The organism is Streptomyces sp. NPDC001135 (assembly GCF_053598395.1).
In genome coordinates this window covers 118,748-144,392 of sequence record NZ_JBSFKD010000005.1, presented here as the reverse complement: position 1 = coordinate 144,392, position 25,645 = coordinate 118,748, and the positions used below count along the sequence as shown (strand labels likewise).

The 25,645-nt window shown below is 72.4% G+C and carries 22 protein-coding genes; 13 read left to right on the top strand and 9 right to left on the bottom strand.

Annotation, left to right across the window (positions count from 1 at the left end):
• Positions 1-61 precede the first annotated feature (61 nt).
• Positions 62-250, bottom strand: a complete 189-nt coding sequence (locus ACWC94_RS09215; RefSeq protein ID WP_450795843.1) for a hypothetical protein — start codon at positions 248-250, stop codon at positions 62-64.
• Between the two features lie 116 nt (positions 251-366).
• Positions 367-1,566, bottom strand: a complete 1,200-nt coding sequence (locus ACWC94_RS09210; RefSeq protein ID WP_450795842.1) for a saccharopine dehydrogenase family protein — start codon at positions 1,564-1,566, stop codon at positions 367-369.
• A gap of 287 nt (positions 1,567-1,853) precedes the next feature.
• Between ACWC94_RS09210 and ACWC94_RS09205 the strand changes: the two genes are divergently transcribed.
• The 3 genes from ACWC94_RS09205 to ACWC94_RS09195 all read left to right on the top strand — a co-directional run bounded on the left by ACWC94_RS09205 (position 1,854) and on the right by ACWC94_RS09195 (position 6,510).
• Positions 1,854-2,984, top strand: a complete 1,131-nt coding sequence (locus ACWC94_RS09205; RefSeq protein WP_450795841.1) for a CaiB/BaiF CoA transferase family protein — start codon at positions 1,854-1,856, stop codon at positions 2,982-2,984.
• Between the two features lie 77 nt (positions 2,985-3,061).
• Positions 3,062-4,276 carry an acetyl-CoA C-acetyltransferase gene (locus tag ACWC94_RS09200; RefSeq protein WP_450795840.1) on the top strand — a complete coding sequence of 405 codons (1,215 nt, stop codon included), beginning with the start codon at positions 3,062-3,064 and terminating at the stop codon, positions 4,274-4,276.
• 41 nt (positions 4,277-4,317) lie between these two features.
• Positions 4,318-6,510 (top strand): 3-hydroxyacyl-CoA dehydrogenase NAD-binding domain-containing protein, encoded by a 2,193-nt coding sequence (locus ACWC94_RS09195; RefSeq protein ID WP_450795839.1) that lies wholly within the window; start codon positions 4,318-4,320, stop codon positions 6,508-6,510.
• Here the strand turns inward: ACWC94_RS09195 and ACWC94_RS09190 are convergent.
• Positions 6,496-7,203, bottom strand: coding sequence for a MerR family transcriptional regulator (locus ACWC94_RS09190; RefSeq protein ID WP_450795838.1), 708 nt, complete (start codon positions 7,201-7,203; stop codon positions 6,496-6,498). The genes ACWC94_RS09195 and ACWC94_RS09190 overlap by 15 nt on opposite strands.
• A gap of 237 nt (positions 7,204-7,440) precedes the next feature.
• Here ACWC94_RS09190 and ACWC94_RS09185 point away from each other — a divergent pair, with 237 nt between their 5' ends.
• The 3 genes from ACWC94_RS09185 to ACWC94_RS09175 are packed head-to-tail and all read left to right on the top strand — an operon-like array spanning position 7,441 to position 10,349.
• Positions 7,441-8,907: an amino acid permease gene (locus ACWC94_RS09185; protein ID WP_450795837.1), complete on the top strand. Its 1,467-nt coding sequence runs from the start codon at positions 7,441-7,443 to the stop codon at positions 8,905-8,907.
• Between the two features lie 39 nt (positions 8,908-8,946).
• Entirely contained in the window at positions 8,947-9,435 is a 489-nt protein-coding gene (locus ACWC94_RS09180; RefSeq protein ID WP_450795836.1) for a macro domain-containing protein, read from the top strand.
• A complete protein-coding gene (locus ACWC94_RS09175; protein ID WP_450795835.1) occupies positions 9,432-10,349 on the top strand; it encodes a PfkB family carbohydrate kinase in 918 nt (305 codons plus the stop codon). The genes ACWC94_RS09180 and ACWC94_RS09175 overlap by 4 nt, the downstream gene beginning before the upstream one ends.
• Before the next feature lie 102 nt (positions 10,350-10,451).
• Here the strand turns inward: ACWC94_RS09175 and ACWC94_RS09170 are convergent, their stop codons facing one another.
• The gene (locus ACWC94_RS09170) at positions 10,452-11,939 is read right to left on the bottom strand and encodes a M1 family metallopeptidase (protein WP_450795834.1); all 1,488 of its coding nucleotides are present in this window, start codon (positions 11,937-11,939) and stop codon (positions 10,452-10,454) included.
• A gap of 187 nt (positions 11,940-12,126) precedes the next feature.
• On the opposite strand from ACWC94_RS09170, the gene ACWC94_RS09165 reads away from it, so the two are divergent.
• Positions 12,127-14,106, top strand: a complete 1,980-nt coding sequence (locus tag ACWC94_RS09165) for a Xaa-Pro dipeptidyl-peptidase (protein ID WP_450795833.1) — start codon at positions 12,127-12,129, stop codon at positions 14,104-14,106.
• Positions 14,107-14,314: 208 nt separating this feature from the next.
• Here ACWC94_RS09165 and ACWC94_RS09160 read toward each other — a convergent pair whose 3' ends face one another.
• Positions 14,315-15,229: an FAD-dependent oxidoreductase gene (locus tag ACWC94_RS09160; protein ID WP_450795985.1), complete on the bottom strand. Its 915-nt coding sequence runs from the start codon at positions 15,227-15,229 to the stop codon at positions 14,315-14,317.
• Between the two features lie 101 nt (positions 15,230-15,330).
• Here ACWC94_RS09160 and ACWC94_RS09155 point away from each other — a divergent pair, with 101 nt between their 5' ends.
• Both ACWC94_RS09155 and ACWC94_RS09150 read left to right on the top strand, forming a co-directional pair.
• Positions 15,331-16,362 (top strand): oxidoreductase, encoded by a 1,032-nt coding sequence (locus ACWC94_RS09155; protein ID WP_450795832.1) that lies wholly within the window; start codon positions 15,331-15,333, stop codon positions 16,360-16,362.
• Between the two features lie 258 nt (positions 16,363-16,620).
• Positions 16,621-18,261: an ABC-F family ATP-binding cassette domain-containing protein gene (locus ACWC94_RS09150; RefSeq protein ID WP_450795831.1), complete on the top strand. Its 1,641-nt coding sequence runs from the start codon at positions 16,621-16,623 to the stop codon at positions 18,259-18,261.
• Here the strand turns inward: ACWC94_RS09150 and ACWC94_RS09145 are convergent.
• The 3 genes from ACWC94_RS09145 to ACWC94_RS09135 form a co-directional block, all read right to left on the bottom strand.
• Complete coding sequence (locus ACWC94_RS09145; RefSeq protein ID WP_450795830.1) at positions 18,258-18,827, bottom strand: DinB family protein; 570 nt, start codon at positions 18,825-18,827, stop codon at positions 18,258-18,260. The genes ACWC94_RS09150 and ACWC94_RS09145 overlap by 4 nt on opposite strands.
• 99 nt (positions 18,828-18,926) lie before the next feature.
• Positions 18,927-21,380 carry a Tex family protein gene (locus tag ACWC94_RS09140; RefSeq protein ID WP_450795828.1) on the bottom strand — a complete coding sequence of 818 codons (2,454 nt, stop codon included), beginning with the start codon at positions 21,378-21,380 and terminating at the stop codon, positions 18,927-18,929.
• Positions 21,381-21,482: 102 nt separating this feature from the next.
• Complete coding sequence (locus ACWC94_RS09135; protein ID WP_450795826.1) at positions 21,483-21,614, bottom strand: LPFR motif small protein; 132 nt, start codon at positions 21,612-21,614, stop codon at positions 21,483-21,485.
• 128 nt (positions 21,615-21,742) lie between these two features.
• Between ACWC94_RS09135 and ACWC94_RS09130 the strand changes: the two genes are divergently transcribed.
• Both ACWC94_RS09130 and ACWC94_RS09125 read left to right on the top strand, forming a co-directional pair.
• Complete coding sequence (locus ACWC94_RS09130; protein WP_450795824.1) at positions 21,743-22,702, top strand: GlxA family transcriptional regulator; 960 nt, start codon at positions 21,743-21,745, stop codon at positions 22,700-22,702.
• A gap of 10 nt (positions 22,703-22,712) precedes the next feature.
• The gene (locus ACWC94_RS09125) at positions 22,713-23,348 is read left to right on the top strand and encodes a DJ-1/PfpI family protein (protein ID WP_450795822.1); all 636 of its coding nucleotides are present in this window, start codon (positions 22,713-22,715) and stop codon (positions 23,346-23,348) included.
• On the opposite strand, the gene ACWC94_RS09120 is transcribed toward ACWC94_RS09125, so the two are convergent.
• Complete coding sequence (locus ACWC94_RS09120) at positions 23,335-24,090, bottom strand: enoyl-CoA hydratase/isomerase family protein (protein WP_450795820.1); 756 nt, start codon at positions 24,088-24,090, stop codon at positions 23,335-23,337. The two genes, ACWC94_RS09125 and ACWC94_RS09120, sit on opposite strands and share 14 nt — an antisense overlap.
• 120 nt (positions 24,091-24,210) lie before the next feature.
• Between ACWC94_RS09120 and ACWC94_RS09115 the strand changes: the two genes are divergently transcribed.
• Positions 24,211-24,786, top strand: coding sequence for an HdeD family acid-resistance protein (locus tag ACWC94_RS09115; RefSeq protein ID WP_450795983.1), 576 nt, complete (start codon positions 24,211-24,213; stop codon positions 24,784-24,786).
• A 204-nt stretch (positions 24,787-24,990) separates the two neighbouring features.
• On the top strand, positions 24,991-25,485 hold the full coding sequence (locus tag ACWC94_RS09110; RefSeq protein ID WP_450795982.1) for an ATP-binding protein: 495 nt from the start codon (positions 24,991-24,993) through the stop codon (positions 25,483-25,485).
• Positions 25,486-25,645: the final 160 nt, after the last annotated feature.

The following is a 25,645-nucleotide window of genomic DNA, read 5'->3' as shown; positions in this document are numbered from 1 at the left end:
TTTACTAAAAACACAGGTCCGTGCGAAGCCGTAAGGCGGCACAGGGCGCCGGGGGCGGGGCTCAGGAGGCCACGATCCGCCAGGCGCCGACCTCCTGATACGCCGCGTCGTAGACGGCCGAGCCGTCTCCGGGTTCGAGGGCGTAGTGGCCGAGGTTCCCGCCCCAGTAGCGCAGGATCCGCCCCAGTTCGCCGGCGCGGTCCTGCGCCGGCGCGTCCTCGTCCACGGTCACTTCGAGCACGAACTTCATGCCTGTCCCGCCTCCTTCGGCTCTTCGGTCTGGGCCTCCATCGTTTCATTGAAGAACCTTGTGAGACTTTCGCGGCAGGGGCCGCAGGGAGCCGGGGACGTCCGGGTGCACAAGTCTCAAACGGCGGGGGAGGCGGCGGGGCCGGTGGCCGCCACCCGGAAGGTGATGCCCGCGGCGCGCAGCCGCCCGGTCAGGGCGTCGCCCATCGCCTGCGCCGTGGTGACCTGCCCGGCCGTCGGCGGCAGGTCGTCGAAGGCCAGGGCGAGGGCCGCCTCGGCGAACATCTTCGCCGTCTCGTCGTAGCCGGGGTCGCCGCCCGCGACCTCCGTGAACACCCGCCGCCCGCCGCCCTCGCCGACGAAGCGCACCGCGAACCGGCTCCTCGCCCGCCGCTCCGCGCTCGGTCCGTCCCCCGGCTGCAGCCGGCCCGACAACCACCGCCTCGCGGACGGCAGCTGGGCGGCCGCCAGCACCGCGCCGACGGCGGCGACCCCGCCGAGGGCGACCGGCAGATGCCGCACCGCCGCGTAGTGCCGGTAGCGGAAGTCGGGTCCGTACCGTTCGAGCGCCTTCGCCGAGCGGCGCACGACCTGCGGGTCGATGGTCGGCAGCGGCAGCGCCCACGCGCCGACCTCCCGAGCGAACCGGGGCGCACCGGTCGGCGCCGTGACCCGGCGTCCCATGAGCCGCGGCTCGTGCCTGCCCCGTTCGCGCGCGGCGGCCAGCAGCTGCCGGCCGCGGGCGAACTGGTTCAGTGCCGAGGCCAGGGTGCCCCCGGAGAAGGCCGCGTCGGCGGTCACATAGCCGTCCACGGTCAGCGGCACACCCTCCGGCAGCTGCCGGACCGTGAAGTACACGCCCAGGTCGTGGGGCACGGAGTCGAAGCCGCAGGCATGCACCAGACGGGCGCCCGTCTCCCGCGCGCGTGCGTCGTACCGGACGTACATCAGGTCCACGAACTCCGGCTCACCCGTCAGGTCCAGATAGTCGGTCCCCACGTCCGCGCAGGCGGCGACCAGCTCCTCGCCGTGCAGCACGTACGGTCCCACGGTCGTGGCCACCACGCGCGCGTGCTCGGCGAGGGTGCGCAGACCGGCCGGTTCGGTCACGTCGGCGCGCAGGACGCCGACCTCCGCCCCGCCGGGCAGCCGCTCGCGCAGCCGCTCCAGCCTTCCCACGTCGCGCCCGGCCACCGCCCAGCGCACGTCCTGCGGCGCGTGCGCGGCGAGATACTCCGCCGTGAGAGTGCCGACGAATCCGGTGGCTCCGAAGAGCACCAGGTCGTAGGGACGGTCCGTCCTGTTCAGCCCGCTCATGCCACCCCTTCGTCCCGCAGCCCGCGCCGCTGTCGGTCGCTGAGGCTAGCGTGAGGGGGGTCAGCGACGACGACCAGCCCGGAGGCAGCGGTGGCCGCAGCGCGCACGCGCCGACAGTGCACGGGGGGCGAGTCGCGGTGCACCGGTCCCTCACTCTCCCGGGTGATACAGGTGCAGCCGGGCACTTGGCTAAGCGCTTGCTCGTTGGGGCTTGTGTCCGGTGCCACGCGTTCTTAGCATCACCGGTGTTACATCAGTTGTGTCACACGTGCGAGGGGGCTGGACGCATGACGACGGCAGGGACGCCGGCGACGCCGGGCAGCGGTCCGCTCTCCGGCGTGCGCGTGGTCGAGCTGGCCGGTATCGGGCCGGGCCCGTTCGCCGCCATGCTCCTCGCGGACCTGGGCGCGGACGTGGTCCGGGTGGACCGGCCGGGCGGCCCGGGGCTCGCGATCGACCCCGCCCACGACGTGACCAACCGCAACAAGCGCTCGATCGTCGTCGACCTGAAAGCCGCTGACGGACCCGGCCGCGTGCTGGACCTCGCCGAGCGGGCCGACATCCTCGTCGAGGGCTACCGCCCGGGGGTCGCCGAGCGCCTCGGCGTCGGCCCCGAGGAGTGCCGCTCCCGCAACCCCCGCCTGGTCTACGGCCGCATGACCGGCTGGGGCCAGGACGGCCCGCTCGCCGACCGCGCGGGCCACGACGTGGCCTACATCGCGCTCACCGGCACCCTCGGCATGATCGGCCGCCCGGACGAGCCCCCGGCCGTCCCGGCCAACCTGCTCGGCGACTACGCGGGCGGCTCCCTCTACCTGGTCGTCGGCGTCCTCGCCGCCCTGCACCACGCGCGCGTGACCGGCACCGGCCAGGTCGTCGACGCCGCCATCGTCGACGGCACGGCCCACCTGTCGGCGATGATCCACGGCATGCTCGCGGCCGGCGGCTGGCAGGACCGCCGCTCCGCCAACCTCCTGGACGGCGGCTGCCCCTACTACGGCACCTATGAGACCGCCGACGGCAAGCACATGGCGGTCGGCGCCCTGGAGGAGCGGTTCTACACGGAGTTCCTGCGCCTGCTCGGCCTGGACGACCTGGCGCCGGCCCACAAGGACCGGACCCGCTGGAGGGAGCTGCGCGAGCGGGTCGCCGCCCGCTTCAGGTCCCGCACCCGGGACGAGTGGACGGCTCTCTTCGAGGGAACCGACGCCTGCGTGGCCCCCGTACTGACCCTGCGCGAGGCCCCGCACCACCCGCACCTCGCCGCCCGCGGCACCTTCACCGACCACGCCGGCATCACCCAGCCGGCCCCCGCCCCCCGATTCTCCGCGACCCCCACCGCCATCCGCACCGGTCCGGCCCGGCCCGGCGCGGACACCGAGACGGTCGCCCGCGACTGGGGCATACCCCGCCCGTGAACGAGGATCCGGTCACCGACGCCGACTGACCCCGCCCGCCCCGCCCCGCCCGGCCCACCCTCCCGAAAGGCACACCAGTGAGCACCGAAGCGTACGTGTACGACGCGATCCGCACCCCGCGCGGCCGCGGCAAGGCGAACGGCGCCCTGCACGGCACGAAGCCCATCGACCTGGTGGTCGGTCTCATCCACGAGATCCGCGATCGCTTCCCCGGTCTCGACCCGGCCGCCGTCGACGACATCGTCCTCGGTGTCGTCGGACCGGTCGGCGACCAGGGCTCCGACATCGCCCGGATCGCCGCGATCGCCGCCGGACTGCCCGACACGGTCGCCGGCGTACAGGAGAACCGCTTCTGTGCCTCGGGCCTGGAGGCCGTCAACCTGGCGGCGGCCAAGGTCCGTTCCGGCTGGGAGGACCTGGTGCTCGCGGGCGGTGTCGAGTCCATGTCCCGCGTCCCGATGGCCTCGGACGGCGGTGCCTGGTTCAACGACCCGATGACCAACCTCGCCGTCAACTTCGTCCCGCAGGGCATCGGCGCCGACCTGATCGCCACCATCGAGGGCTTCTCCCGCCGGGACGTCGACGAGTACGCGGCCCTGTCCCAGGAGCGCGCCGCCACCGCCTGGAAGGACGGCCGCTTCGACCGCTCCGTCGTCCCCGTCAAGGACCGCAGCGGCCTGGTCGTCCTCGACCACGACGAGCACCTGCGCCCCGGCACCACCGCCGACTCGCTCGCCAAGCTCAAGCCGTCGTTCGCGGACATCGGCGAGCTGGGCGGCTTCGACGCCGTCGCGCTGCAGAAGTACCACTGGGTGGAGAAGATCGACCACGTCCACCACGCGGGCAACTCCTCCGGCATCGTGGACGGCGCCTCGCTCGTCGCGATCGGCTCCGGGGAGGTCGGCGAGCGCTACGGCCTCACCCCGCGCGCGCGGATCGTCTCCGCCGCCGTCTCCGGCTCCGAGCCGACCATCATGCTCACCGGCCCCGCCCCCGCCACCCGCAAGGCCCTGGCGAAGGCCGGCCTCACCATCGACGACATCGACCTGGTCGAGATCAACGAGGCGTTCGCCGCGGTCGTGCTGCGCTTCGTCAAGGACATGGGCCTCACCCTGGACAAGGTCAACGTCAACGGCGGCGCCATCGCGCTGGGCCACCCGCTCGGCGCCACCGGCGCGATGATCCTCGGCTCGCTCATCGACGAACTGGAGCGCCAGGACAAGCGCTACGGCCTCGCCACCCTGTGCGTCGGCGGCGGCATGGGCATCGCCACCATCGTCGAGCGCATCTGAACTCCCCGCGGAACCAACGGACTTCAACGGAGACGACTGTCATGACCGAGAGCACCACCATCCGCTGGGAGCAGGACGACACCGGTGTCGTCACCCTCGTCCTGGACGACCCCCACCAGTCCGCGAACACCATGAACCAGGCGTTCCGCGCCTCCGTCACGGCGATCGCCGCGCGCGCGGAGGCCGAGAAGGACTCCATCCGCGGCATCATCTACACCTCCGCCAAGAAGACCTTCTTCGCAGGCGGCGACCTCAAGGACATGATCAAAGCCGGTCCCGAGGACGCCCAGCAGGTCTTCGACACCGCGACCGAGATCAAGAACGCCCTGCGCCGCATCGAGACCCTCGGCAAGCCGGTCGTCGCCGCCATCAACGGCGCGGCCCTCGGCGGCGGTTACGAGATCGCCCTCGCCTCCCATCACCGCATCGCCCTGGACGCCCCCGGCTCCAAGATCGGCCTGCCCGAGGTCACCCTCGGCCTGCTGCCCGCCGGCGGCGGCGTCACCCGCACCGTACGCCTGATGGGCATCACGGACGCGCTGCTGAAGGTCCTGCTGCAGGGCACCCAGTACAACCCCCGCCGCGCCCTGGACAACGGCCTGGTCCACGAGGTGGCCGCCACGCCGGAGGAGATGCTCGCCAAGGCCCGCGCCTTCATCGACGCGCACCCCGAGTCGCACCAGCCCTGGGACCTCCCCGGCTACAAGATCCCGGGCGGCACCCCCGCGCACCCGAAGTTCGCCGCGAACCTGCCCGCCTTCCCGGCCAACCTGCGCAAGCAGACGGGCGGCGCCCCCTACCCGGCCCCGCGCAACATCATGGCCGCGGCCGTCGAGGGCTCCCAGGTCGACTTCGAGACCGCGATCACCATCGAGACCCGCTACTTCACCGAGCTGGTCACGGGGCAGACCGCGAAGAACATGATCCAGGCGTTCTTCTTCGACCTCCAGGCCGTCAACTCCGGCGCGAACCGGCCCCAGAGCGTCGAGCCCCGCAGGGTCCGCAGGGCCGCCGTCCTCGGCGCCGGCATGATGGGCGCCGGCATCGCCTACTCCTGCGCCCGCGCGGGCATCGACGTGGTCCTGAAGGACGTCTCCCTGGAGGCGGCCGTCAAGGGCAAGGGCTACTCCGAGAAGCTGTGCGCCAAGGCCGTCGCCAAGGGCCGCACCAGCCAGGAGAAGGCCGACGCGCTGCTCGCCCGGATCACACCCACCGCCGACGTGTCCGACCTCGCGGGCTGCGACGCGGTGATCGAGGCCGTCTTCGAGGACACCACGCTCAAGCACAAGGTGTTCCAGGAGATCGAGTCCGTCGTGGCCCCGGACGCGCTGCTGTGCTCCAACACCTCCACCCTGCCCATCACCACGCTCGCCGAGGGCGTGCAGCGCCAGACCGACTTCATCGGGCTGCACTTCTTCTCGCCGGTCGACAAGATGCCTCTGGTGGAGATCATCAAGGGTGAGCGCACCGGCGACGAGGCCCTGGCCCGGGCCTTCGACCTGGTCCGGCAGATCAACAAGACGCCGATCGTGGTGAACGACTCGCGCGGCTTCTTCACCTCCCGGGTGATCGGCCACTTCATCAACGAGGGCGTCGCCATGGTCGGCGAGGGCATCGAGCCCGCCTCCGTGGAGCAGGCCGCCGCCCAGGCCGGCTACCCGGCCAAGGTCCTCTCCCTCATGGACGAGCTGACCCTCACCCTCCCGCGGAAGATCCGGGGCGAGACGAGGCGGGCCGTGGAGGAGGCGGGCGGCACCTGGACCGCACACCCGGCGGAGGCGGTCATCGACCGCATGGTCGACGAGTTCGGCCGCACCGGCCGCAGCGGCGGTGCCGGCTTCTACGACTACACCGAGGACGGCAAGCGGTCCGGACTCTGGCCGGGCCTGCGCGAACACTTCACCAAGCCCGGGTACGCGATCCCCTTCCGGGACATGCAGGAGCGGATGCTCTTCTCCGAGGCCCTCGACACCGTGCGGCTCCTCGAAGAGGGCGTCCTGACCTCGGTCGCCGACGCCAACATCGGCTCGATCCTCGGCATCGGCTTCCCGGGCTGGACCGGCGGTGTGCTCCAGTACATCAACGGCTACGAAGGGGGCCTGCGCGGATTCGTGGCACGCGCGCGTGAACTGGCCGAGCGTTACGGCGAGCGGTTCACCCCGCCCGCGCTGCTCGTCGAGAAGGCGCAGAAGGGCGCGACGGGCGAGCCGTTCGGCGACTCAGTCCGTTCCTGACCGGGCGACCCACTCGCTCAGCTCTTCCCGCAGCGAGCGCTGGAACGTCGTCAGCAGCGCCTGCACCACCAGGGGGTGCATGTGCGCCGACAGGGACCTCACGTCCTGGGCGTCACGCTCCGCCACCTCGCCGCGGAAGAGCTGGGAGAGCTCGTGAGCCGCGGCGCGCGAGTGCTCGATGAGCACCTTGCGCGCCGCGAGGATCGCCTCGTGGGACAGCGGTACGTCCAGGAGCTGCACGCCGAGCCGGAGCAGCCCCGAGTCCACCCGGAAGGTGTCACCCTCCGCCCGCGTGACGACGTTCATCGCCGCCAGCCGCTCCACGTCCTCGGCGCTGAGCGGCCGGCCCGCCCGCCGTTCCAGTTCCCGCCGCGACACCGTGTCCACCGCGTCCGGCGCCCAAGACGCGACCACGGCCCGGTGAATGGCCAGGTCGTGCGGGGTGAGGTCGTCCGGCAGCTGCTTCAGGTACCGCTCGATCGCGGACAGGGTCATGCCCTGCTGCTGCAGCTCCTCGATGAGAGCCAGGCGCGCCACGTGGTCCGGCCCGTAGTGCCCCACCCGGCGCGGACCGATCACCGGCGGCGGCAGCAGACCCTTGCTGCCGTAGAAGCGCACGGTGCGGACCGTGACGCCCGCCCGGGCGGCCAGCTCGTCGATGGTGAGGGGCGTCTGCCCGGCATCGGTCGTCATGTGCAGCAGTATCGCTGTCTCACCAGGGGTGTGAAACCTCGGGTGAACATCGGGTGGACCCCGGGTTGATCGTGTGAGAAGTAACGCTCTGTGATGTAGGCCACCGCGTACCGGCGGATCCATCTGGGAAGGTGCTGCCTTGGTTTGTGCCGCGACTCATCAGGTCGGCGCGGGCCAAGCCCTGCACGTCCCCCGGGGCCCACGAGGTCCGGGCGCACCAGGAAAGTGGAACCACCCGTGAGCAAGGACGCCGTGGATTCGGCACAGGCCGTCACCCCTGCCCAGACGGCCGCGATGCCCGCGGACGCGGGCGACGCCGGTTACAGCAAGGACCTCAAGGCCCGCCACGTCAACATGATCGCCATCGGTGGAGCCATCGGCACCGGACTCCTCCTGGGCGCCGGCGGCCGCCTGCACAACGCCGGCCCGGCCCTCGCCCTGGCCTACCTGGTCTGCGGCGTCTTCGCCTTCTTCGTCGTGCGGGCCCTGGGCGAGCTGGTCCTGTACCGGCCGTCCTCCGGGTCCTTCGTGTCGTACGCGCGCGAGTTCCTCGGCGAGAAGGGCGCCTACGTCGCCGGCTGGATGTACTTCCTGAACTGGTCGACGACCGGCATCGCCGACATCACCGCGATCGCGCTCTACACGCACTACTGGAGCATGTTCACCAGCATCCCCCAGTGGGTGCTCGCCCTGATCGCCCTCGCGGTGGTCCTGGCCGTGAACCTGATCTCGGTGAAGATCTTCGGCGAGATGGAGTTCTGGTTCGCGATCATCAAGGTCGCCACCATCGTCGGCTTCATGCTGATCAGCATTTTCCTGCTCGCCACCCAGCACAAGGTCGGCGGCCACACCCCCGGTCTGAGCGTGATCACCGACAACGGCGGTGTCTTCCCGCACGGTGCGATGCCGGTCGTCCTGGTCATGCAGGGCGTGATCTTCGCCTACGCCGCCCTGGAGCTGGTCGGAGTCGCCGCCGGCGAGACCGCCGAGCCGGAGAAGGTCGTCCCGCGCGCGGTGAACTCGATCATGTGGCGGGTGGGCCTGTTCTACGTCGGCTCGGTCGTGCTGCTCGCCCTGCTGCTGCCCGGCTCGGTGTACTCCGCCGACCAGAGCCCGTTCGTGACCGTGCTGTCCAAGATCGGTGTTCCGGCCGCCGGTGACGTGATGAACCTGGTCGTGCTGACCGCGGCCATGTCCTCGCTGAACTCCGGCCTGTACTCCACCGGCCGCATCCTGCGCTCCATGGCCATGGCGGGCTCCGCCCCGAAGTTCACCGCGCGCATGAACCGCAGCCAGGTGCCCTACGGCGGCATCCTGCTGACCTGCGCGGTTTGCGTGCTCGGCGTCGGCCTGAACTACCTGGTGCCCAGCCAGGCCTTCGAGATCGTGCTGAACGTCGCCTCCCTCGGCATCATCAGCACCTGGGTGATCATCATGGCCTGCCACATGATCTTCGTCCGCCGTGCCCGCGCGGGCCTGGTGACCCGGCCCCACTTCCAGCTGAAGTTCAGCCCCGTCACCGAGGTCGCCACGATCGCCTTCCTGCTGGTCTGCCTCGGCATGATGTGGAACGACCCCGACGTGGGCCGCAAGACCATCCTGCTGATCCCGGTGATCGCCCTCATGCTGGTCGCCGGCTGGTTCGGGGTCCGCCGCCGGGTGTCGCAGAACACCGACAAGGAGCTGTCCGAGCTGACGAAGTAGCTCAGGGCCACTGTCAGTGGCATCGCCTACGGTGGCGTCATGTCGGAGATCACGTATGTCCGGGGTGACGCCACCGTGCCGTCGGTCAAGGGCGTCAAGGTGATCGCCCATGTCTGCAACGACATCGGCGGCTGGGGAAAGGGCTTCGTCCTCGCGCTGTCACGCCGCTGGCCGCAGCCGGAGCGCTCGTACCGCGCCTGGCACCGCGACCGCGCCCGCAACGACTTCGGGCTGGGCGCCGTCCAGCTGGTCCGGGTCGAGCCGTATGTGTGGGTGGCCAACATGATCGGCCAGCGTGGTGTCAGAAGGGGCAGCAAGGGCGTCCCGGTCCGCTACGAGGCGATCGACACCGCCCTCGCCCGCCTCGCCGGCGAAGTGATCGAACTCGGTGCGTCGGTGCACATGCCCCGCATAGGCTGCGGCCTGGCGGGCGGCACCTGGTCCCGCGTAGCGCCGCTCATCGACGAGCGGCTGGTCAGACGCGGGATCGAAGTGACGGTGTACGACCACGGGGACGGTGGCGGATGAGCGCGCAGGACGGTGCGGCGGATGTGCTGGTGCTGGGCGGGGCCGGTGTGGACACGGTCATCCACGTCCCCGAACTGCCCCTCCCGTACGCCGACAGTTACATGATCGACTCGGGGATCCGCACCCGCGCCGGACAGACCGGCGACTTCGTCGCCCTGGGTCTGGCCGCACTCGGCCTGCGCACCCACCACCTCGACCTCCTCGGCGACGACCCCGAGGGCGACCTCGTGCGCGCCCTGCACCGCGAGCACGGCATCGCGCTGACCGCGCTCCCGCAGCCCGCCGGCACCAAGCGCGCGGTGAACCTCGTCGGCCCGGACGGCCGCCGCCTGTCCCTCTACGACACCAGCCGCGCCCGCCCCGGCGACCGCTTCCCGACCCAGACGCTGCGCACGCTGGCCGGGGCCAGCCGGCACGTCCACGTCACGATCACCCAGCCCTGCGCAGAAGCCCTGCCGGAGCTGACCGCGACGGGCGTGCCCCTGTCCACGGACCTGCACGACTGGGACGGGGAGAACCCGTACCACGAGCCGTTCGCCCACGCCGCGGACGTCGTCTTCCTGTCGGCCGCCGCGCTGGGCGATCCCGAGCGGACCATGCGGCGCATCGCCGGGCGGGGCCGGGCCGAGGCGGTCGTCGCCACCGCCGGGGCCGAGGGCGCGTATCTGCTGGCCGACGGCGAGCTGACCCGCGTGCCCGCGGCGCCGCCGCCCGGGCCGGTGGTGGACTCCAACGGCGCGGGCGACGCCTTCGCCGCCGCGTTCCTCTACGGCCGCCTCAGCGGCGAGCCACCCGAGACCTGCGCCCGCTACGGCGCGGTCGCGGGCGCGTACGCCTGCACGGTCCCCGCGTCCCGAGCGGAGTCGATCAGCCGGGACGACCTGCTGAGGCGGGCGGCCGTGCCGAGACCGTAGGGCCGGTCCTACGGATCGGGCACGGGCCGGCGGGCCCGGTCCGGCCCCGGGGCTGCCGCCCGGAGCCGGCCGGATCCACGGGCGAGGCCCGGGTGTGCCCGGTCAGTCCCCGTGGCCGCCGTGCGCCGCCTCGATCTTCTTCCACGACTTCGGCTGCGCCACCGCCCTGTCCGCCTTCGCCAGGGACCGGGCCGCGGGCGCGGCCGGCTTCGACGGCTGGAACAGCCAGGTGTCGAACAGCGCCGCGAGGGGCTTGCCGGACACCTGCTCGGCGTACTTCTGGAAGTCGGCCACCGAGGCGTTGCCGTACGCGTGCTCCTGCGGCCAGCCCTTCAGGATGCGGAAGAACGCGTCGTCGCCGACCTCGCCCCGCAGCGCCTGGAGGGCAGCGGCGCCCCGGTCGTAGACGGCGGCGTCGAACTGGTTGTCCGGGCCCGGGTCACCGGGCCTGACCGTCCAGAAGGCGTCGTCGGCCGGGTGGGAGGCGTACACGTAGTCGGCGAGCTGCTGCGCGGTGCCCTCACCCTCGTGCTCGGACCACAGCCACTGCGCGTACGTCGCGAAGCCCTCGTTGAGCCAGATGTCCTTCCAGCCCTTCACCGACACGTCGTCGCCGTACCACTGGTGGGCCAGCTCGTGCACGACCACCGAGGCGTTGGAGCCCTTCGCGAACTGCTTCGGGCTGTAGTAGACGCGGGTCTGGGTCTCCAGCGCGTACCCGGTGGTGGTGTTCGGCACGTACCCGCCGGCCGAACTGAACGGATACGGCCCGAAGTAGCCGCTCAGCCAGTCGACGATCTCGCCGGTGCGCTCCACGCTCGCCCGCGCGGCCCCGTCGTTGTCGCCGAGGTCCTTGCTGTAGGCGTTGACGACCGGCACTCCGCCGTCGGAGGTACCGGTGGTGATGTCGAACCTGCCGATGCCGAGCGTGGCCAGATAGGTCGCCTGCGGCTTGTTCTCCCGCCAGCTGTAACGGGTCCAGCCCAGCTTCGAACTCGTCGACTGCAGCGTGCCGTTGGAGACGGCCTGGGTGCCGTCCGGTACGGCCACCGACACGTCGTAGGTGGCCTTGTCGCTCGGGTGGTCGTTGCTCGGGAACCACCACCAGGCGGCCTCGGGCTCGTCGGCGGCGATCGCGCCGTCCGGCGTGCGGTGCCAGGCGTTGAAGCCGTAGGCGGTCTTCGTGGACGGCACCCCGCTGTAGCGGACGACGACCGTGATCGGCGTGCCCTTGGCCAGCGGCGTCTTCGGCGTGACGACCAGCTCGTGCTGCTGGGAGTGCGCGAACGCGGCCTTGGCGCCGTTGACCCGCACCTCGCTCACGTCCAGCAGGAAGTCCAGGTCGAAGCTGGCCAGATCCTGCGTGGTCTGCGCCAGGATCGTCGCCGTGCCCTGCAACTCGTCCGTCTTCGGCTGGTACTGCAGCCTCAGGTCGTAGTGCGAGACGTCGTAGCCGCCGTTGCCGTAGTACGGGTAGTAGGGGTCGCCGATGCCCGGCGCGCCGGGGGAGTAGCTCGCGGCCGATGCCGGGATCGCCAGCAGGACGGAGGCCGCCGCGAGTGCGCCCGGCGCGATGATTCTGCGGTGCACGTCAGCTCCAAGTCGTCGGGACCGAAGGTCCGTTCGGAGAACTCTGTTCGCAGCCTATTCAGTCCCTGTGGCCCCTGACCTGTCCATGGCCCCTGCTGTCACACGATCGCCATTCAGCCGTCACGCGACACGCGAGGCGCCGTAAATCCCCCTTCTGCCTGGGAGTTGACCGGAGTACCGTCCGCGCATGCCACTTCGCACGCCGATGAGAACGCGCTTCACGATCTGGAGAACGCTCGCCACCGCGGTCGCCGCCATCCTGACGGCCGCCTTCCTCACCCCGGTCGCCGCACAGGCCGCCACCGGCGCGAGCCCGGCCGGCCGCGAGAGCCGGCCCGTCTACTCCTACGCCCACGCCGTCCGCGAGGCCGTGTGGGTGGACACCGGCCTCGACGAGGACGGCGACGGGAGGACCGACCGCGTCGCCGCCGACATCGTCCGGCCCGCCGAACCCGCCCGCCGGGGCCGCAAGGTCCCCGTCATCATGGACGCCAGCCCCTACTACTCCTGCTGCGGACGCGGCAACGAGAGCCAGAAGAAGACGTACGACCCCCAGGGCCACGTCGTCCGGATGCCCCTCTTCTACGACAACTACTTCGTGCCCCGCGGCTACGCCGTCATCGGCGTCGACCTCGCCGGCACCAACCGCTCCGACGGCTGCGTCGACACGGGCGGCCGCTCCGACGTCCAGTCCGCGAAGGCCGTCATCGACTGGCTGAACGGCCGCGCCACGGCGTACACCACCCGGACCGGGGCCAAGGCCGTCAAAGCCACCTGGACCAACGGCAGGACCGGCATGATCGGCAAGAGCTGGGACGCCACGATCGCCAACGGCGTCGCCGCCACCGGCGTGCAGGGCCTGAGGACGATCGTCCCGATCAGCGGCATCTCCTCCTGGTACGACTACTACTTCGCCCAGGGCGCCCCGCTGTACGACGGCGGCCCCGACGAACTGGCCGGCTACGTCGAGAGCGACGCCGCGCACGCCCACTGCGCGGCCGTACAGAAGAAGCTCGCCGACGGCAGCCCGCGCAGCGGCGACTGGACCGGGCTGTGGACCGAACGGAACTACGTCAAGGACGCGGCCAAGGTACGCGCCAGCGTGTTCCTGGTGCACGGCATGCAGGACCTCAACGTCCGCACCAAGCACTTCGGCCAGTGGTGGGACGCCCTCGCGCAGCACGGCGTGCAGCGCAAGATCTGGCTGTCCCAGACCGGGCACGTCGACCCCTTCGACTACCGGCGCGGCGCCTGGGTCGACACCCTGCACCGCTGGTTCGACCACGCACTCCTCGGCTACGACAACGGCATCGACCGCGAGCCGATGGCCGACATCGAACGCCACCCCGACCAGTGGGTCACCTCCCGCGTCTGGCCCCCGCGCACCACCCGCGCCACCGTCCTGCACCCGGCCCCCGGCACCCGGGCCGGCGTCGGCACGCTCGGCCTGCGCCCGGCCTCCGGCACGGAGAGCTTCACCGACGACCCGAAGCTCGGCGAGACCGACTGGGCCGCACACCTGACCACGCCCACGGCCGAGAAGACCGGTTTCCTCACCGCGCCGCTCAGCCACGACCTGCGCCTGTCCGGTTCGTCCACGGTGACGGTGACCGCGACGCCGACCACCGCCTCGGCCCACCTGTCCGCCGTCCTGGTCGACCTCGGCCCGGACACGATCCGCGACTACGCGGACGCCGCCGAGGGCATCACCACGCTCACCGACCGCACCTGCTGGGGCGCGACCACCGCCGGGGACAGCGCCTGCTTCAAGGAGACGGAGGCCAGGACGGCCAAGGTCGACTACACGGTGTTCAGCCGCGGCTGGGCCGACCTCGGCCACTACGCCTCCCTCGCCCGGGGCGTCCCGCTCACCCCGGGCAAGGCGTACACGATGACCCTGCGTCTGGCGGCGACCGACCATGTCGTCCCCGAGGGACACCGGTTGGCCCTGATCATCGCCGGCACGGACAAGGACCTCATCGACCCGCCGTCGACGAAGCCGGCCCTGACGATCGGTCTGGCCGGTACGAGGGCGAGTCTCCCGCTGGTCGGTGGCGCACCGGCGTTCGCCCGGGCCACGTCCGGCACGGCAGGTACGGCTCCGGCGCCGCAGGTCCTGAACGGGGTCCGCGCACCGGGTGCGACCCGGCACATCCCGTCGCCCTGACCGGGGCGCGTCGTGGGGCCGTCTGACCCGTGGCGGGTGTGGTCGGTCGTGGCCGTCTGACCCGTGGCGGGTGTGGTCGGTCGTGGCCGGCTCACTCGTGCCGGGTGCGGGGCCCTCGTGGCCGGTCGCGGGGTTCGCCGCGTCCTGGGCACCCCCGTGGGCGCGGGCGAGCGGCCCGAACCCCGTCCAGGCACGGCACGGTGCCGCTTCAGGCGGCCGGGGACGCCAGCCCGGCCGCCTCCCGCGCGCACCCCCACGCCACCGTCACCCCGGCCCCGCCGTGCCCGTAGTTGTGCACCAGCAGGCGTCCGCCGGGCAGCGGCTGCCTTTCCAGGCGTACCGCGTCCCGGCCCGGCCGCAGCCCCACCCGGTGGTCCAGCACCCGGGCCCGCGCGATCTCCGGCCGGACCTCCGCACACCGGGCGACGATCGCCGCGGCGGTGTCCGGGTCCGGCTCCAGGGACCAGTCGTCGTCCTCCGCCGTACCGCCCAGCAGCAGTCCGCCCGGCTGCGGGAAGAAGTACGTGGAGGTGTCGGAGGTGTGGCCGACGGACGTGAACCAGGTCGTGATCCCCGGGTTCTCCACCACCACCAGCTGCCCCCGCACCGGACGCACCGCCGGGTCCGGCACCAGTGAACGCGCGCCCAGGCCCGTGCAGTTGACCACGACCGGCGCGGGCACCGCGGCGAGGTCGGTCACCTCGCGCGTCTCCACCACCCCTGCGGCCTTCGCGAGCCGCTCCCGCAGCCACGCCAGATGCACCGGCATGTCGATCACCGGCAGCCGCGCCGCGAGACCGTCGGACACGGCCCGCAGTCCCGGCACCCGGCCCGCCCAGGCACCGAGTTCGTCCAGCCGCATCCCCCGGTGTACGCCGTCGACCAGGCGTACGCCCGTCTCCTCCGGCCGCCCCGCCAGCTCCTCGTACACGGTGAGGGACTCCAGCGCCCAGGCACCGGCCAACGGCGCGGGCCGGATGCGGTACGGCCACCACAGGCCGCCGGCGACCGCCGAGGTCGTACGCTCGGCGGGCTCCCGCGCCCACACCCGTACCCGCCGCCCGGACTCGGCCAGCACCACGGCTGTCGTCAGCCCGGCGACCCCGCTCCCGACCACGATCACTTCGTCACTCGGCTCGCTGTCCACGCCAGGACGATAGGCCCAGTCCGGCCGACTCTGTCATGCTGCGCTCACATGCGTGTCGATGTGGGGATACTCACAGCATGTCTGCCGCATACGCGACCTTCGGCCTGGCACCGGCGATCCGCGCCGGCGGTGTGCTCGCCGACGGCGGCTACCAGGTGCACCGCGACTTCGTGGACTTCGTCGTGGACGGCCGTCCGCTGCTGTTCCGGCTGTCCGACCTCGACGCCGTCTCCCCGCTCGCCTCGGACGTCCCGCCCGCCATCTTCACCGAGCAGGTCCGCGCCCTGCTCCTGGAGGCCGAACCGCCGCTCCCCGACGGCCGGTTCGTCATCTACGGCTGCCCCGAGTGCGCGGATCTGGGCTGTGGAGCGGTCACCGCCGTCATCGAGCGCGAGGGCGAGGACTACATCTGGCGGGACTTCGCGTGGCAGACGGACGAGCATGCCGACCTGGAGCGCAACGGCTACCACGGCATAGGGCCGTTCCGCTTCCACGGCGCCGAGTACCGGGCGGCACTCGGCGCCCTGAGGGACGGCTCCGTCACGCCCCGCCGGCGGGTCCTGCTGATCGGCGCCCGGGTCGCGGTGCCGGCCAGGCTGGCCGCGGCGCTGCGCACCATCGGCATCGGCGCCGACATCACCCAGGACGCCCGGGCCGTGCCCGCCGAGGAACTGCGCGGCTACGGCGCGGTCGTCTTCGGCCGCGCGGTCGGCGAGGCCGAGCGGGCCGCCGTACTGGAGGCCTTCGAACGCGCCGGGGTGGACATCGCCCGGGTGGACGGTCTGGCCCCGATCGTGCCGCTGCTCGTCGCCCAGATCGAGCACGCCCTCGACCGCAGTCCGCTGCCGCAGCGCCGGCTCACCGGGCTCACGGCCGGCCGGGGCACCGCGGACGTCGAGGTGACCTCCGCGTGCCGGGTGCGGATCACCGCCTACCGCCTCGACCGGCTCTACCGCACCCACGTCCGCGAGGTGTTCGACGGCGTCCTGGAACCCGGCCGGCACCGCGTCCCCCTGGATCCGAAGGCGGTCAAGGGCGAGGCGTTCGTCGTCGCCCGCACGACGGGAGGCGTGCTGACGGCACCGGTCGCGGCCGGGAACCGGGACTGAGGCGCGGGGCGGGGGTGCGGGCGGGATTCGGGGTTGGGGTGCGGGAGTCCGGGCCACCGGGGAGTCGCAGCTGGACAGCTGGTGTGCGGGAGTGCGGGTCACCTGGGGAGCGGGGCCGGCGTGCGGGGTCGGGGGCATCGGGAAGGGGGCCGGCGTGCGGGGCCGGGCCGGCGGTGGGAAACGGGGGTGCGCCGCGGTGCCGGGCCCACCGGTCGTCGCGGGGGACGCGGGTGCCCGCCCGTTAGGATCGGCCTCCTGATGACTGCCACCCTCGTCGCCAAGAACCTCGCCGCCGGCCACGGCGACCGCTCCCTCTTCTCCGGCCTGGACCTCGTCGTCGCGCCCGGCGACGTGATCGGTCTCGTCGGTGCCAACGGCGCGGGCAAGTCCACCCTGCTGAAGCTGCTCGCCGGACTCACCGCACCCGAGCAGGGCGAACTCAGGCTGTCCCCGCCGACCGCCACCGTCGGCCATCTGCCGCAGGAACCGGAGCGCAGGCCGGGGGAGACCGTCCGGGAGTTCCTGGCCCGCCGTACGGGTGTCGCCGAGGCCCAGCGGGTCATGGACGACGCCACCCAGGCACTCGTGGATGGCGCGCCCGGCTCCGACGACGCCTACGCCACCGCCCTGGAGCGCTGGCTCGGCCTCGGCGGCGCCGACCTGGAGGAGCGGGCGGAGGAGGTCGCCGGCTCCCTCGGCCTCGCCGTCGGCCTGGACCAGCCGATGACGTCCCTCTCCGGCGGCCAGGCGGCCCGCGCCGGACTCGCCTCGCTGCTGCTGTCCCGCTACGACGTCTTCCTCCTCGACGAGCCCACCAACGACCTCGACCTCGACGGCCTGGAGCGACTGGAACGCTTCGTCACCGGCCTGCGCGCCGGCACGGTCGTCGTCAGCCACGACCGCGAGTTCCTGACCCGCACGGTCACCAAGGTCCTCGAACTGGACCTCGCCCAGCGGCAGATCAACCTCTACGGCGGCGGCTACGCGGCCTACCTGGAGGAACGCGAGGTCGCCCGCCGGCACGCCCGCGACGAGTACGAGGAGTACGCCGACAAGAAGGCCGCCCTCCAGGACCGCGCCCAGATGCAGCGGTCCTGGATGGACAAGGGCGTGAAGAACGCCCGGCGCAAGGCGGGCAACGACAACGACAAGATCGGCCGCAAGTTCCGCAGCGAGGCCAGCGAGAAGCAGGCCGCCAAGGCGCGGCAGACCCAGCGCATGATCGAGCGCCTGGAGGTGGTCGAGGAGCCGCGCAAGGAGTGGGAACTGCGCATGGAGATCGCGGCCGCCCCGCGCTCCGGCGCGGTGGTGGCGACCCTGCGGGACGCCGAGGTGCGGCGCGGCGACTTCACCTTCGGCCCGGTGTCCCTGCAGATCGACTGGGCGGACCGGGTCGCGGTCACCGGGGCCAACGGCGCCGGCAAGTCGACCCTGCTGGGTGCCCTGCTGGGCCGTGTCCCGCTCGACTCCGGGCATGCCGCGCTCGGCTCGGGCGTCCTGGTCGGCGAGGTCGACCAGGCCCGCAAGCTGTTCCACGGCCCCGAGACGCTGCTCGACGCCTTCTGCACGGCCGTCCCCGACACGGAGCCGGCCGAGGTCCGCACCCTGCTCGCCAAGTTCGGCCTGAAAACCGACCACGTGCTGCGCCCGGCCGCGAGCCTGTCCCCGGGCGAACGCACCCGCGCCGCCCTGGCTCTCCTCCAGGGCCGGGGCGTCAACCTCCTGGTCCTGGACGAGCCGACGAACCACCTCGACCTGCCCGCCATCGAGCAACTGGAACAGGCCCTCGACACCTACGAGGGCACCCTGCTCCTGGTCACCCACGACCGCCGCATGCTGGACGCGGTCCGGGTCAACCGCCGCCTGGAGGTGGCGGACGGGAAACTGACGGAGGGTTAACCCCAGCGGGCCGCGGCCTCCTTGGCCGCTCGCTCGACCCGGCCGAGGTGCTCCGGGTCGTGCGGTGCGACGTTCAGGCCGTCCGGGCGCTGCCCCACCGCCCCGTCGATCAGCTCGCGCACGATGTCGGCGTGGCCCGCGTGCCGCTGGGTCTCGGCGATCATGTGGGTCAGGATCCGGTGCAGCGTCGTCTCCTTCGGCGCGCCCGGGACCCGGCCGGGCGCGTCCAGCGGCAGCGCCGCGATCGTCTCGTCGGAGTGGGCGCAGGCCCGCTGGTACAGGCCGGCGACGTCCTCACGGGACTCCTCTGGCCGCGCCCACAGGTCGGCGTCCGGTTCGGCGTCGCCGGTGAACCACAGGGGCGTTCCCGCGAAGGGCCGGCCGAAGGTCGCGCCGAGGTACAGGGCCTCGGCGCCGGCCAGGTGCTTGACCAGGCCCAGCAGGTTCGTGCCGGTGGGCGTCAGGGGACGCCGGATGTCGTACTCGGGCAGGCCGTCGAGTTTCCACAGCAGTACGTCGCGGGCGTCCTGGAGATACACCCGGAGGTCGTCCTTGGGATCGGTCATGTACGAAGTCTGCCGATCGGGTGATCTCCGTCCACCGGATTTCCACCGGGGGACGGGACGGCACCGGGGCCGGAGCCGAGTGGCTCCGGCCCCGGTCGGTCAGCGCTTCTTGGGGTCCAGCAGCCCCGCCCGGCGCAGCGCGTCCGCCATCGCGCTGTTGGCGGGCGCCGGCGCCTGGCGACCGCCCCGGTCACCGCTCCGGTCACCGCCCCGGCCCTGTCGCTGGCCCTGACCGCCGCCCTGTCGCTGGCCCTGACCGCCGCCCTGTCGCTGGCCCTGACCGCCGCCCTGCCGCTGCTGCGGCGGACGGGGTCCGCCACCGCGCTGCTGGCGGCCGCCGCCCTGCCCCTGTCCCTGCGGCGCGGCCTCGTCGTCCAGGCGCAGGGTCAGCGCGATCCGCTTGCGCGGGATGTCCACGTCGAGCACCTTCACCTTGACGATGTCACCGGGCTTGGCGACATCGCGCGGGTCCTTGACGAACGTCTTGGACATGGCCGAGACGTGCACCAGGCCGTCCTGGTGCACGCCGATGTCCACGAACGCGCCGAACGCGGCCACGTTCGTCACCACGCCCTCCAGGATCATCCCTGCGGACAGGTCGGAGATCTTCTCCACGCCCTCCTTGAAGGTGGCCGTCTTGAACGCGGGCCGCGGGTCGCGCCCCGGCTTCTCCAGCTCCTTCAGGATGTCCGTCACGGTGGGCAGGCCGAACGTGTCGTCCACGAAGTCGGCGGGCCGCAGCGAGCGCAGCACACCGGTGTTGCCGATGAGGGAGGCGACCTGCTGACCGGTGGTCTTCACCATGCGGCGGACGACCGGGTAGGCCTCGGGGTGCACGCTGGACGCGTCGAGCGGATCGTCGCCCTCGCGGATGCGCAGGAAGCCCGCGCACTGCTCGTACGCCTTCGGGCCGAGCCGCGCCACCTTCTTCAGCTCCGCGCGGGACTTGAAGGGGCCGTTGGCGTCCCGGTGCGCCACGATGTTCTCGGCGAGACCGGAGGAGATGCCCGAGACCCGCGAGAGCAGCGGCACGGACGCGGTGTTGACGTCCACGCCGACGCCGTTCACACAGTCCTCGACCACCGCGTCCAGCGAGCGGGACAGCTTCACCTCGGACAGGTCGTGCTGGTACTGCCCCACGCCGATGGACTTCGGGTCGATCTTCACCAGCTCGGCCAGCGGGTCCTGCAGGCGGCGGGCGATGGAGACCGCGCCGCGCAGCGACACGTCCATGTCCGGCAGTTCCTGCGAGGCGTACTGGGAAGCCGAGTACACCGACGCGCCCGCCTCGGACACCATCACCTTGGTGAGCTTCAACTCCGGGTGCTTCGCGATCAGTTCACCGGCGAGCTTGTCCGTCTCGCGGGACGCCGTGCCGTTGCCGATCGCGACCAGCTCGACCGCGTGCTCCTTGGCGAGCCGCGCCAGCTTGGCGATCGCCTCGTCCCACTTGTTCGCGGGGACGTGCGGATGGATCACGTCCGTGGCGACGACCTTGCCGGTCGCGTCGACCACGGCGACCTTCACGCCCGTACGGAAACCGGGGTCCAGGCCCAGCGTCGCGCGCGTGCCGGCCGGGGCGGCCAGCAGCAGGTCGCGCAGGTTCGCCGCGAAGACGTTCACCGCCTCGTCCTCGGCGGCCGTCCGCAGTCTGAGGCGCAGGTCGATGCCGAGGTGGACGAGGAGCCGGGTGCGCCAGGCCCAGCGGACCGTGTCCGTCAGCCACTTGTCGGCGGGGCGGCCCCGGTCGGCGATCCCGAACCGGTGCGCGACGATGCCCTCGTACGAGGACGGGCCCTCCGTCGCCTCCTCCGGCTCCAGGACGAGGTCCAGGACCTCCTCCTTCTCGCCGCGCAGCATCGCCAGGATCCGGTGCGAGGGCAGCTCGGTGAACGGCTCGGCGAAGTCGAAGTAGTCGGCGAACTTGGCGCCCGCCTCCTCCTTGCCCTCACGCACCTTCGCGGCCAGCCGACCGCGCACCCACATGCGCTCGCGCAGCTCACCGATCAGGTCCGCGTCCTCCGAGAACCGCTCGGTGAGGATCGCCCGCGCCCCCTCCAGGGCGGCCTGCGGGTCGGCGACGCCCTTGTCGGCGTCGACGAACGCGGCGGCGGCCGCCAGCGGCTCCACCGTCGGGTCGCTCAGCAGACCCTCCGCCAGCGGCTCCAGGCCCGCCTCGCGCGCGATCTGCGCCTTGGTGCGCCGCTTGGGCTTGTACGGCAGGTAGATGTCCTCCAGCCGCGCCTTGGTCTCGGCGCCGCGGATGCGGGCCTCCAGCTCGTCGGTGAGCTTGCCCTGCTCACGCACCGACTCCAGGATCGCGGCCCGCCGCTCCTCCAGCTCCCGCAGGTAGCGCAGCCGCTCCTCGACCGTGCGCAGCTGCGCGTCGTCGAGCATCTCGGTCGCTTCCTTGCGGTAGCGGGCGATGAAGGGCACGGTCGAACCGCCGTCGAGCAGTTCCACCGCGGCCTTCACCTGCCGCTCCCGTACGCCGAGCTCCTCGGCGATCCTGCCTTCGATGGATCCTGCTTCGATGGATCCGGGTGTCGTCACGATCCCGTACCGCCTTCTCCACTGAGGTTGCGCGGCAATTGTGGCAGGTGACACCGACAACCGGGGATCAGGGCGGTGCGTGGCGGGCCGCCGGCGCCCGGCTCAGGCACGGCCCCCGTGCGCGGACGACGAGGCTCCGCCGAGAAGCCGGGCCACGGCCCGGAACGGCAGCGTGACCACCGTGGCGACGGCGCCGCCGATCTGCCGCACTACGTCTGAAATGGCTCCCAGCACGGAAATCTCCTCCCTTCGGGCGAGTGGCCTCCGGGTACCTCACCGACCCGCCGCCATGCCCCGCCATGGCAGGAAAGGTGGGAAACACGTCATTGCGGCCGTACTCCCGGCGGCGAAGAATCGGGGGCATGGCGCAGCGAACCGTCCTCTTCGTCCTCTTCGACGGCGTGCAGAGCCTCGACGTCACCGGCCCCCTCGAGGTGTTCGCCGGCGCGGAGAAGGACACGCCCGGCACCTACCGGATCCGTACGGCCTCACTGGACGGCGGCCCGGTGCGCACCTCCAGCGGCCTGACCCTCGTACCCGACGAGGCGCTGACCACCGCCCGCGACCCGCACACCCTGCTGGTCCCCGGCGGCCAGGGCACCCGGGCCCCCGACCCGCGGCTGATCGAGTGGCTGCGCGCCCACGGCCCGCGCGCCCCGCGTCTGGTCTCCGTGTGCACGGGCGCCGTCCTGCTCGCCGCGGCCGGGCTCCTCGACGGCCGCCGGGCGACGACGCACTGGGCGTACTGCGACAAGCTCGCCCGCGACCACCCGGCCGTCGCCGTGGACCCGGAGCCCATCTACGTCCGGGACGGGGACGTCGCCACCTCGGCCGGCGTGACCTCCGGCATCGACCTGGCCCTCGCCCTGGTCGAGGAGGACCTGGACCGGGACGTCGCGCTCGCCGTCGCCCGCCGCCTGGTCGTCTTTCTGCGCCGGCCCGGCAACCAGGCGCAGTTCAGCGCCCAGCTCGCCGCGCAGACCGCCCAGCGCGCCCCGCTGCGCGAGGTCCAGCGGTGGATCAGCGAGCACCCGGCCGGCGACCTCACGGTCGAGTCGCTCGCCGCCAGGGCCCGGCTGTCACCGCGCCACTTCGCGCGCGCCTTCCGCGAGGAGACCGGCATGACCCCCGGCCGCTACGTCGACCGGGTACGCCTGGAACACGCCCGCCGCCTGCTGGAGGACACCGCCGACGGCATCGAGGAGGTCGCCCGCGCCAGCGGCTACGGCACCCCCGAGGCCATGCGCCGCGCCTTCGTCAAGGCCCTCGGGACGGCCCCGGCCGAGTACCGGCGCCGGTTCCGGCCCGCCACTACCCACTGAAGGGACAATCATGCAGATCGCCCTGGTCGTCTACGACCGCTTCACCGCCCTGGACGTCGTCGGCCCCTACGAGGTCCTCAGCCGGCTCCCGGACGCGGACCTCACCTTCGTCGCCGAGCGGCCCGGCCCCGTCCGCACCGACACGGGCTTTCTCGCCGTCACCGCCGACAAGGCCCTCGACGAGGTGCCCCGTCCCGACCTCCTGGTGGTCTCGGGCGGGCCCGGCACCATGGACCAGTTGGAGAACCCGGCCCTGCTGGGCTGGCTGCGCGCGGCGGACGCGACGAGCACGTGGACGACCTCCGTCTGCTCGGGGTCGCTGCTGCTGGCCGCCGCGGGACTGCTGCGCGACCGCCGGGCGACCAGCCACTGGGGCGTACTGGACCTGCTGAAGGAGTTCGGCGCGCGACCGACGAGCGAACGGGTCGTGACCGACGGCAAGTACGTCACCGCCGCCGGGGTCTCCTCCGGCATCGACATGGCGCTCACCCTGACCGGCAGGATCGCGGGCGACGAACACGCCCAGGCCGTCCAGCTGCTGACCGAGTACGACCCCCAGCCGCCCTACGACGCCGGTTCCCCGTGCAAGGCGCCCGCGCATCTCGTCGAGGAACTGCGCGCGGGCAGCCGGTTCAGCCTGAGGTAGGCACCCTCCACGTGAAGCGCGGCTGCCGGCGCTCCAGGAACGCGGCGACCCCCTCCGCGGTGTCGGCGTTGCCGCGTGCCTGCTCCGCCCAGTGGGCGTCCCGGTCCGCCCTGCCGTTCGCGAACTCCTTCGCGGCGGCCTGGGTGAGCTGCGAGCGGGAGACCAGGATCCCCGTCAACTCGGCGACACGCTTGTCCAGTTCGCCCTCCGGCAGTACCTCGTCCACCAGCCCGGTGGCCAGTGCCCGCCCGGAGTCGATCAACTCGGCCGTGAACAAGAGGTACTTGGCCGTGGCCGGACCCACCAGCGACACGAGCCGGCGGGTCGAGGAGGCCGGATAGACGATGCCGAGCCGCGCCGGTGTCACCCCGAACAGGGCGCCTTCCTGCGCCAGCCGCAGATCGCAGGCCGCCGCCAGCTGCGCCCCGCCGCCCACGCAGTGCCCGCGCACGGCGGCCAGGGTCGGCTTGGGGAACGCGGCGAGCGCCTCCTCGGCCGCCACGGCGAGTCCCCGGGCCTCGTCCGGTGACCCCTGGAGCGTGGAGATGTCCGCACCCGCGCAGAAGGTCCCGCCTTCTCCGGTGAGCACCAGCGCCCGGACACCGGGGTCGTGCGCCAGGCCGTCCAGCAGCGGTGGCAGCGCCCGCCACATCGCGGCGGTCATGGCGTTGCGCTTGGCCGGGTTGCGTATGACGACGGTGGCGAGGGCGCCTTCGACACGGTGCGACAGCTGGGGCTCCATGCGCCGGATGGTATCGGGGGCCGACGCCCCGCAGGGTGCCTCACCCCGGCGTTACCGATTCCCCCCAGTGGGGACACATAGGGAGGAAGGGGGCGAACGATGGTGACCGAGGAGGCGGCGATGGCCAAGTTCGGCATACGCGGGCCCAAGAACAAGGCGGCGAAGCTGCGCCACAGCTTCGGCTGGCTCGCCGCGCTCGGTGTGATCCTCGTCCTCGCCGGGCTCGTGGGACTCGTCTACACCTCCGTCGCCACCCTCACCTCGATGCTGCTGTTCGGCTGGCTGCTGCTGATCGGCGGGATCATCGGACTGCTGCACGCGATCCAGGCCCGCGGCACCAGCTTCTTCTGGCTCGGCGTCATCGTCGCCGCCCTGAACATCGCGGCCGGAGTCGTCGTCATCCGCCTGCCGCACGCGGCCGCCGCCGCCCTCACCATGTTCGCCGCGCTGCTGTTCCTCTCCGCGGGCCTGTTCCGGCTGGTCGGCAGCGTGATCGTGCGCGGTCCGCACTTCGGCTGGACACTGCTCCTCGGCGCCTTCGACCTGCTGCTCGGAATCCTGGTCCTGGCTTCCTGGCCGAGCAGCAGCCAGTACGTCATCGGCGCGTTCTTCTCGCTCGCCCTGCTCTTCGACGGCCTCGGCCTCCTGGCCACCGGCTACGGCGGGCGCCGGGTCGTCGGGCTCGTCTCCGAGTAGCGGTAGCCCCGGCCCGACGACCCGATTAGTTCGGGAACCGGCGCCGGTGCGACAGGAACCGTCCCCACACGTGACCGTGTCATACGCACTCGGTCATGAACCGCTCGATACCCGGCGACTTGCGTTCAGGTGCAAAGTCCGCGGCGGCTCGTTACCAACACTCGACGTGTGGTGACAATCGAGCGCGAGGGTGGCGACCGGACGATGGACAACCACGGGCGCGGGGACGGCCCGCGCCCAGCGGGGGAGGCCGAGCGGCCACCCGATCCACTGCCGTACGAGGGCGTCTGGCGGTTCACCGCCGCCGCGGTGGACGCCTCGGTCCCGCAGGCCCGGCACGCCGTCCGGGACCTGCTGCTGCGCCAGGGCGTACCGGTCTCCGACGAGCTGGTGTACGGCCTGCTGCTGATCGTCTCCGAGCTGGTCACCAACGCGGTGCGGCACGCGGCGCTGCTGTCGCCGGTGCTGGCCGTGGAGGTCGCCGTCGGAGCCGAGTGGGTGCGGGTGTCCGTGGAGGACAACCACCCCTACCGCCCGACCGCGCTGGAGGCCGACCACGGCCAGACCGGCGGCCGGGGCCTGCTCCTGGTCCGCGAGGTGGCACGGGAGGCGGGCGGCATGGTCGACGTGGAACACACCGCGAGCGGCGGCAAGGTGATCTGGGCCGCCCTGCCACTCAAGCCGACGGCGTTTCCGTAGAGCCGCTCACGACTGGCGAGGGTCCGGGAGGCTGCTCGCGTCTGGTGACGATCCCGGAGGCCGCTTACGTCTGGCGGCGGTCCCGGAGGCCGCGCGTCTGGTGGCGCTCCCGCAGGGCCGCTCACGTCTGGCGAGGGTCCGGGAGGCCGCTCACGTCGGG

Bases quoted from the DNA above. Each gene is read 5' to 3' on its own strand.
- ACWC94_RS09215 (WP_450795843.1), bottom strand. From the start codon at position 250: ATGAAGTTCGTGCTCGAAGTGACCGTGGACGAGGACGCGCCGGCGCAG.
- ACWC94_RS09210 (WP_450795842.1), bottom strand. From the start codon at position 1,566: ATGAGCGGGCTGAACAGGACGGACCGTCCCTACGACCTGGTGCTCTTC.
- ACWC94_RS09205 (WP_450795841.1), top strand. From the start codon at position 1,854: ATGACGACGGCAGGGACGCCGGCGACGCCGGGCAGCGGTCCGCTCTCC.
- ACWC94_RS09195 (WP_450795839.1), top strand. From the start codon at position 4,318: ATGACCGAGAGCACCACCATCCGCTGGGAGCAGGACGACACCGGTGTC.
- ACWC94_RS09190 (WP_450795838.1), bottom strand. From the start codon at position 7,203: ATGACGACCGATGCCGGGCAGACGCCCCTCACCATCGACGAGCTGGCC.
- ACWC94_RS09180 (WP_450795836.1), top strand. From the start codon at position 8,947: ATGTCGGAGATCACGTATGTCCGGGGTGACGCCACCGTGCCGTCGGTC.
- ACWC94_RS09175 (WP_450795835.1), top strand. From the start codon at position 9,432: ATGAGCGCGCAGGACGGTGCGGCGGATGTGCTGGTGCTGGGCGGGGCC.
- ACWC94_RS09165 (WP_450795833.1), top strand. From the start codon at position 12,127: ATGCCACTTCGCACGCCGATGAGAACGCGCTTCACGATCTGGAGAACG.
- ACWC94_RS09155 (WP_450795832.1), top strand. From the start codon at position 15,331: ATGTCTGCCGCATACGCGACCTTCGGCCTGGCACCGGCGATCCGCGCC.
- ACWC94_RS09150 (WP_450795831.1), top strand. From the start codon at position 16,621: ATGACTGCCACCCTCGTCGCCAAGAACCTCGCCGCCGGCCACGGCGAC.
- ACWC94_RS09145 (WP_450795830.1), bottom strand. From the start codon at position 18,827: ATGACCGATCCCAAGGACGACCTCCGGGTGTATCTCCAGGACGCCCGC.
- ACWC94_RS09130 (WP_450795824.1), top strand. From the start codon at position 21,743: ATGGCGCAGCGAACCGTCCTCTTCGTCCTCTTCGACGGCGTGCAGAGC.
- ACWC94_RS09125 (WP_450795822.1), top strand. From the start codon at position 22,713: ATGCAGATCGCCCTGGTCGTCTACGACCGCTTCACCGCCCTGGACGTC.
- ACWC94_RS09120 (WP_450795820.1), bottom strand. From the start codon at position 24,090: ATGGAGCCCCAGCTGTCGCACCGTGTCGAAGGCGCCCTCGCCACCGTC.
- ACWC94_RS09115 (WP_450795983.1), top strand. From the start codon at position 24,211: ATGGCCAAGTTCGGCATACGCGGGCCCAAGAACAAGGCGGCGAAGCTG.
- ACWC94_RS09110 (WP_450795982.1), top strand. From the start codon at position 24,991: ATGGACAACCACGGGCGCGGGGACGGCCCGCGCCCAGCGGGGGAGGCC.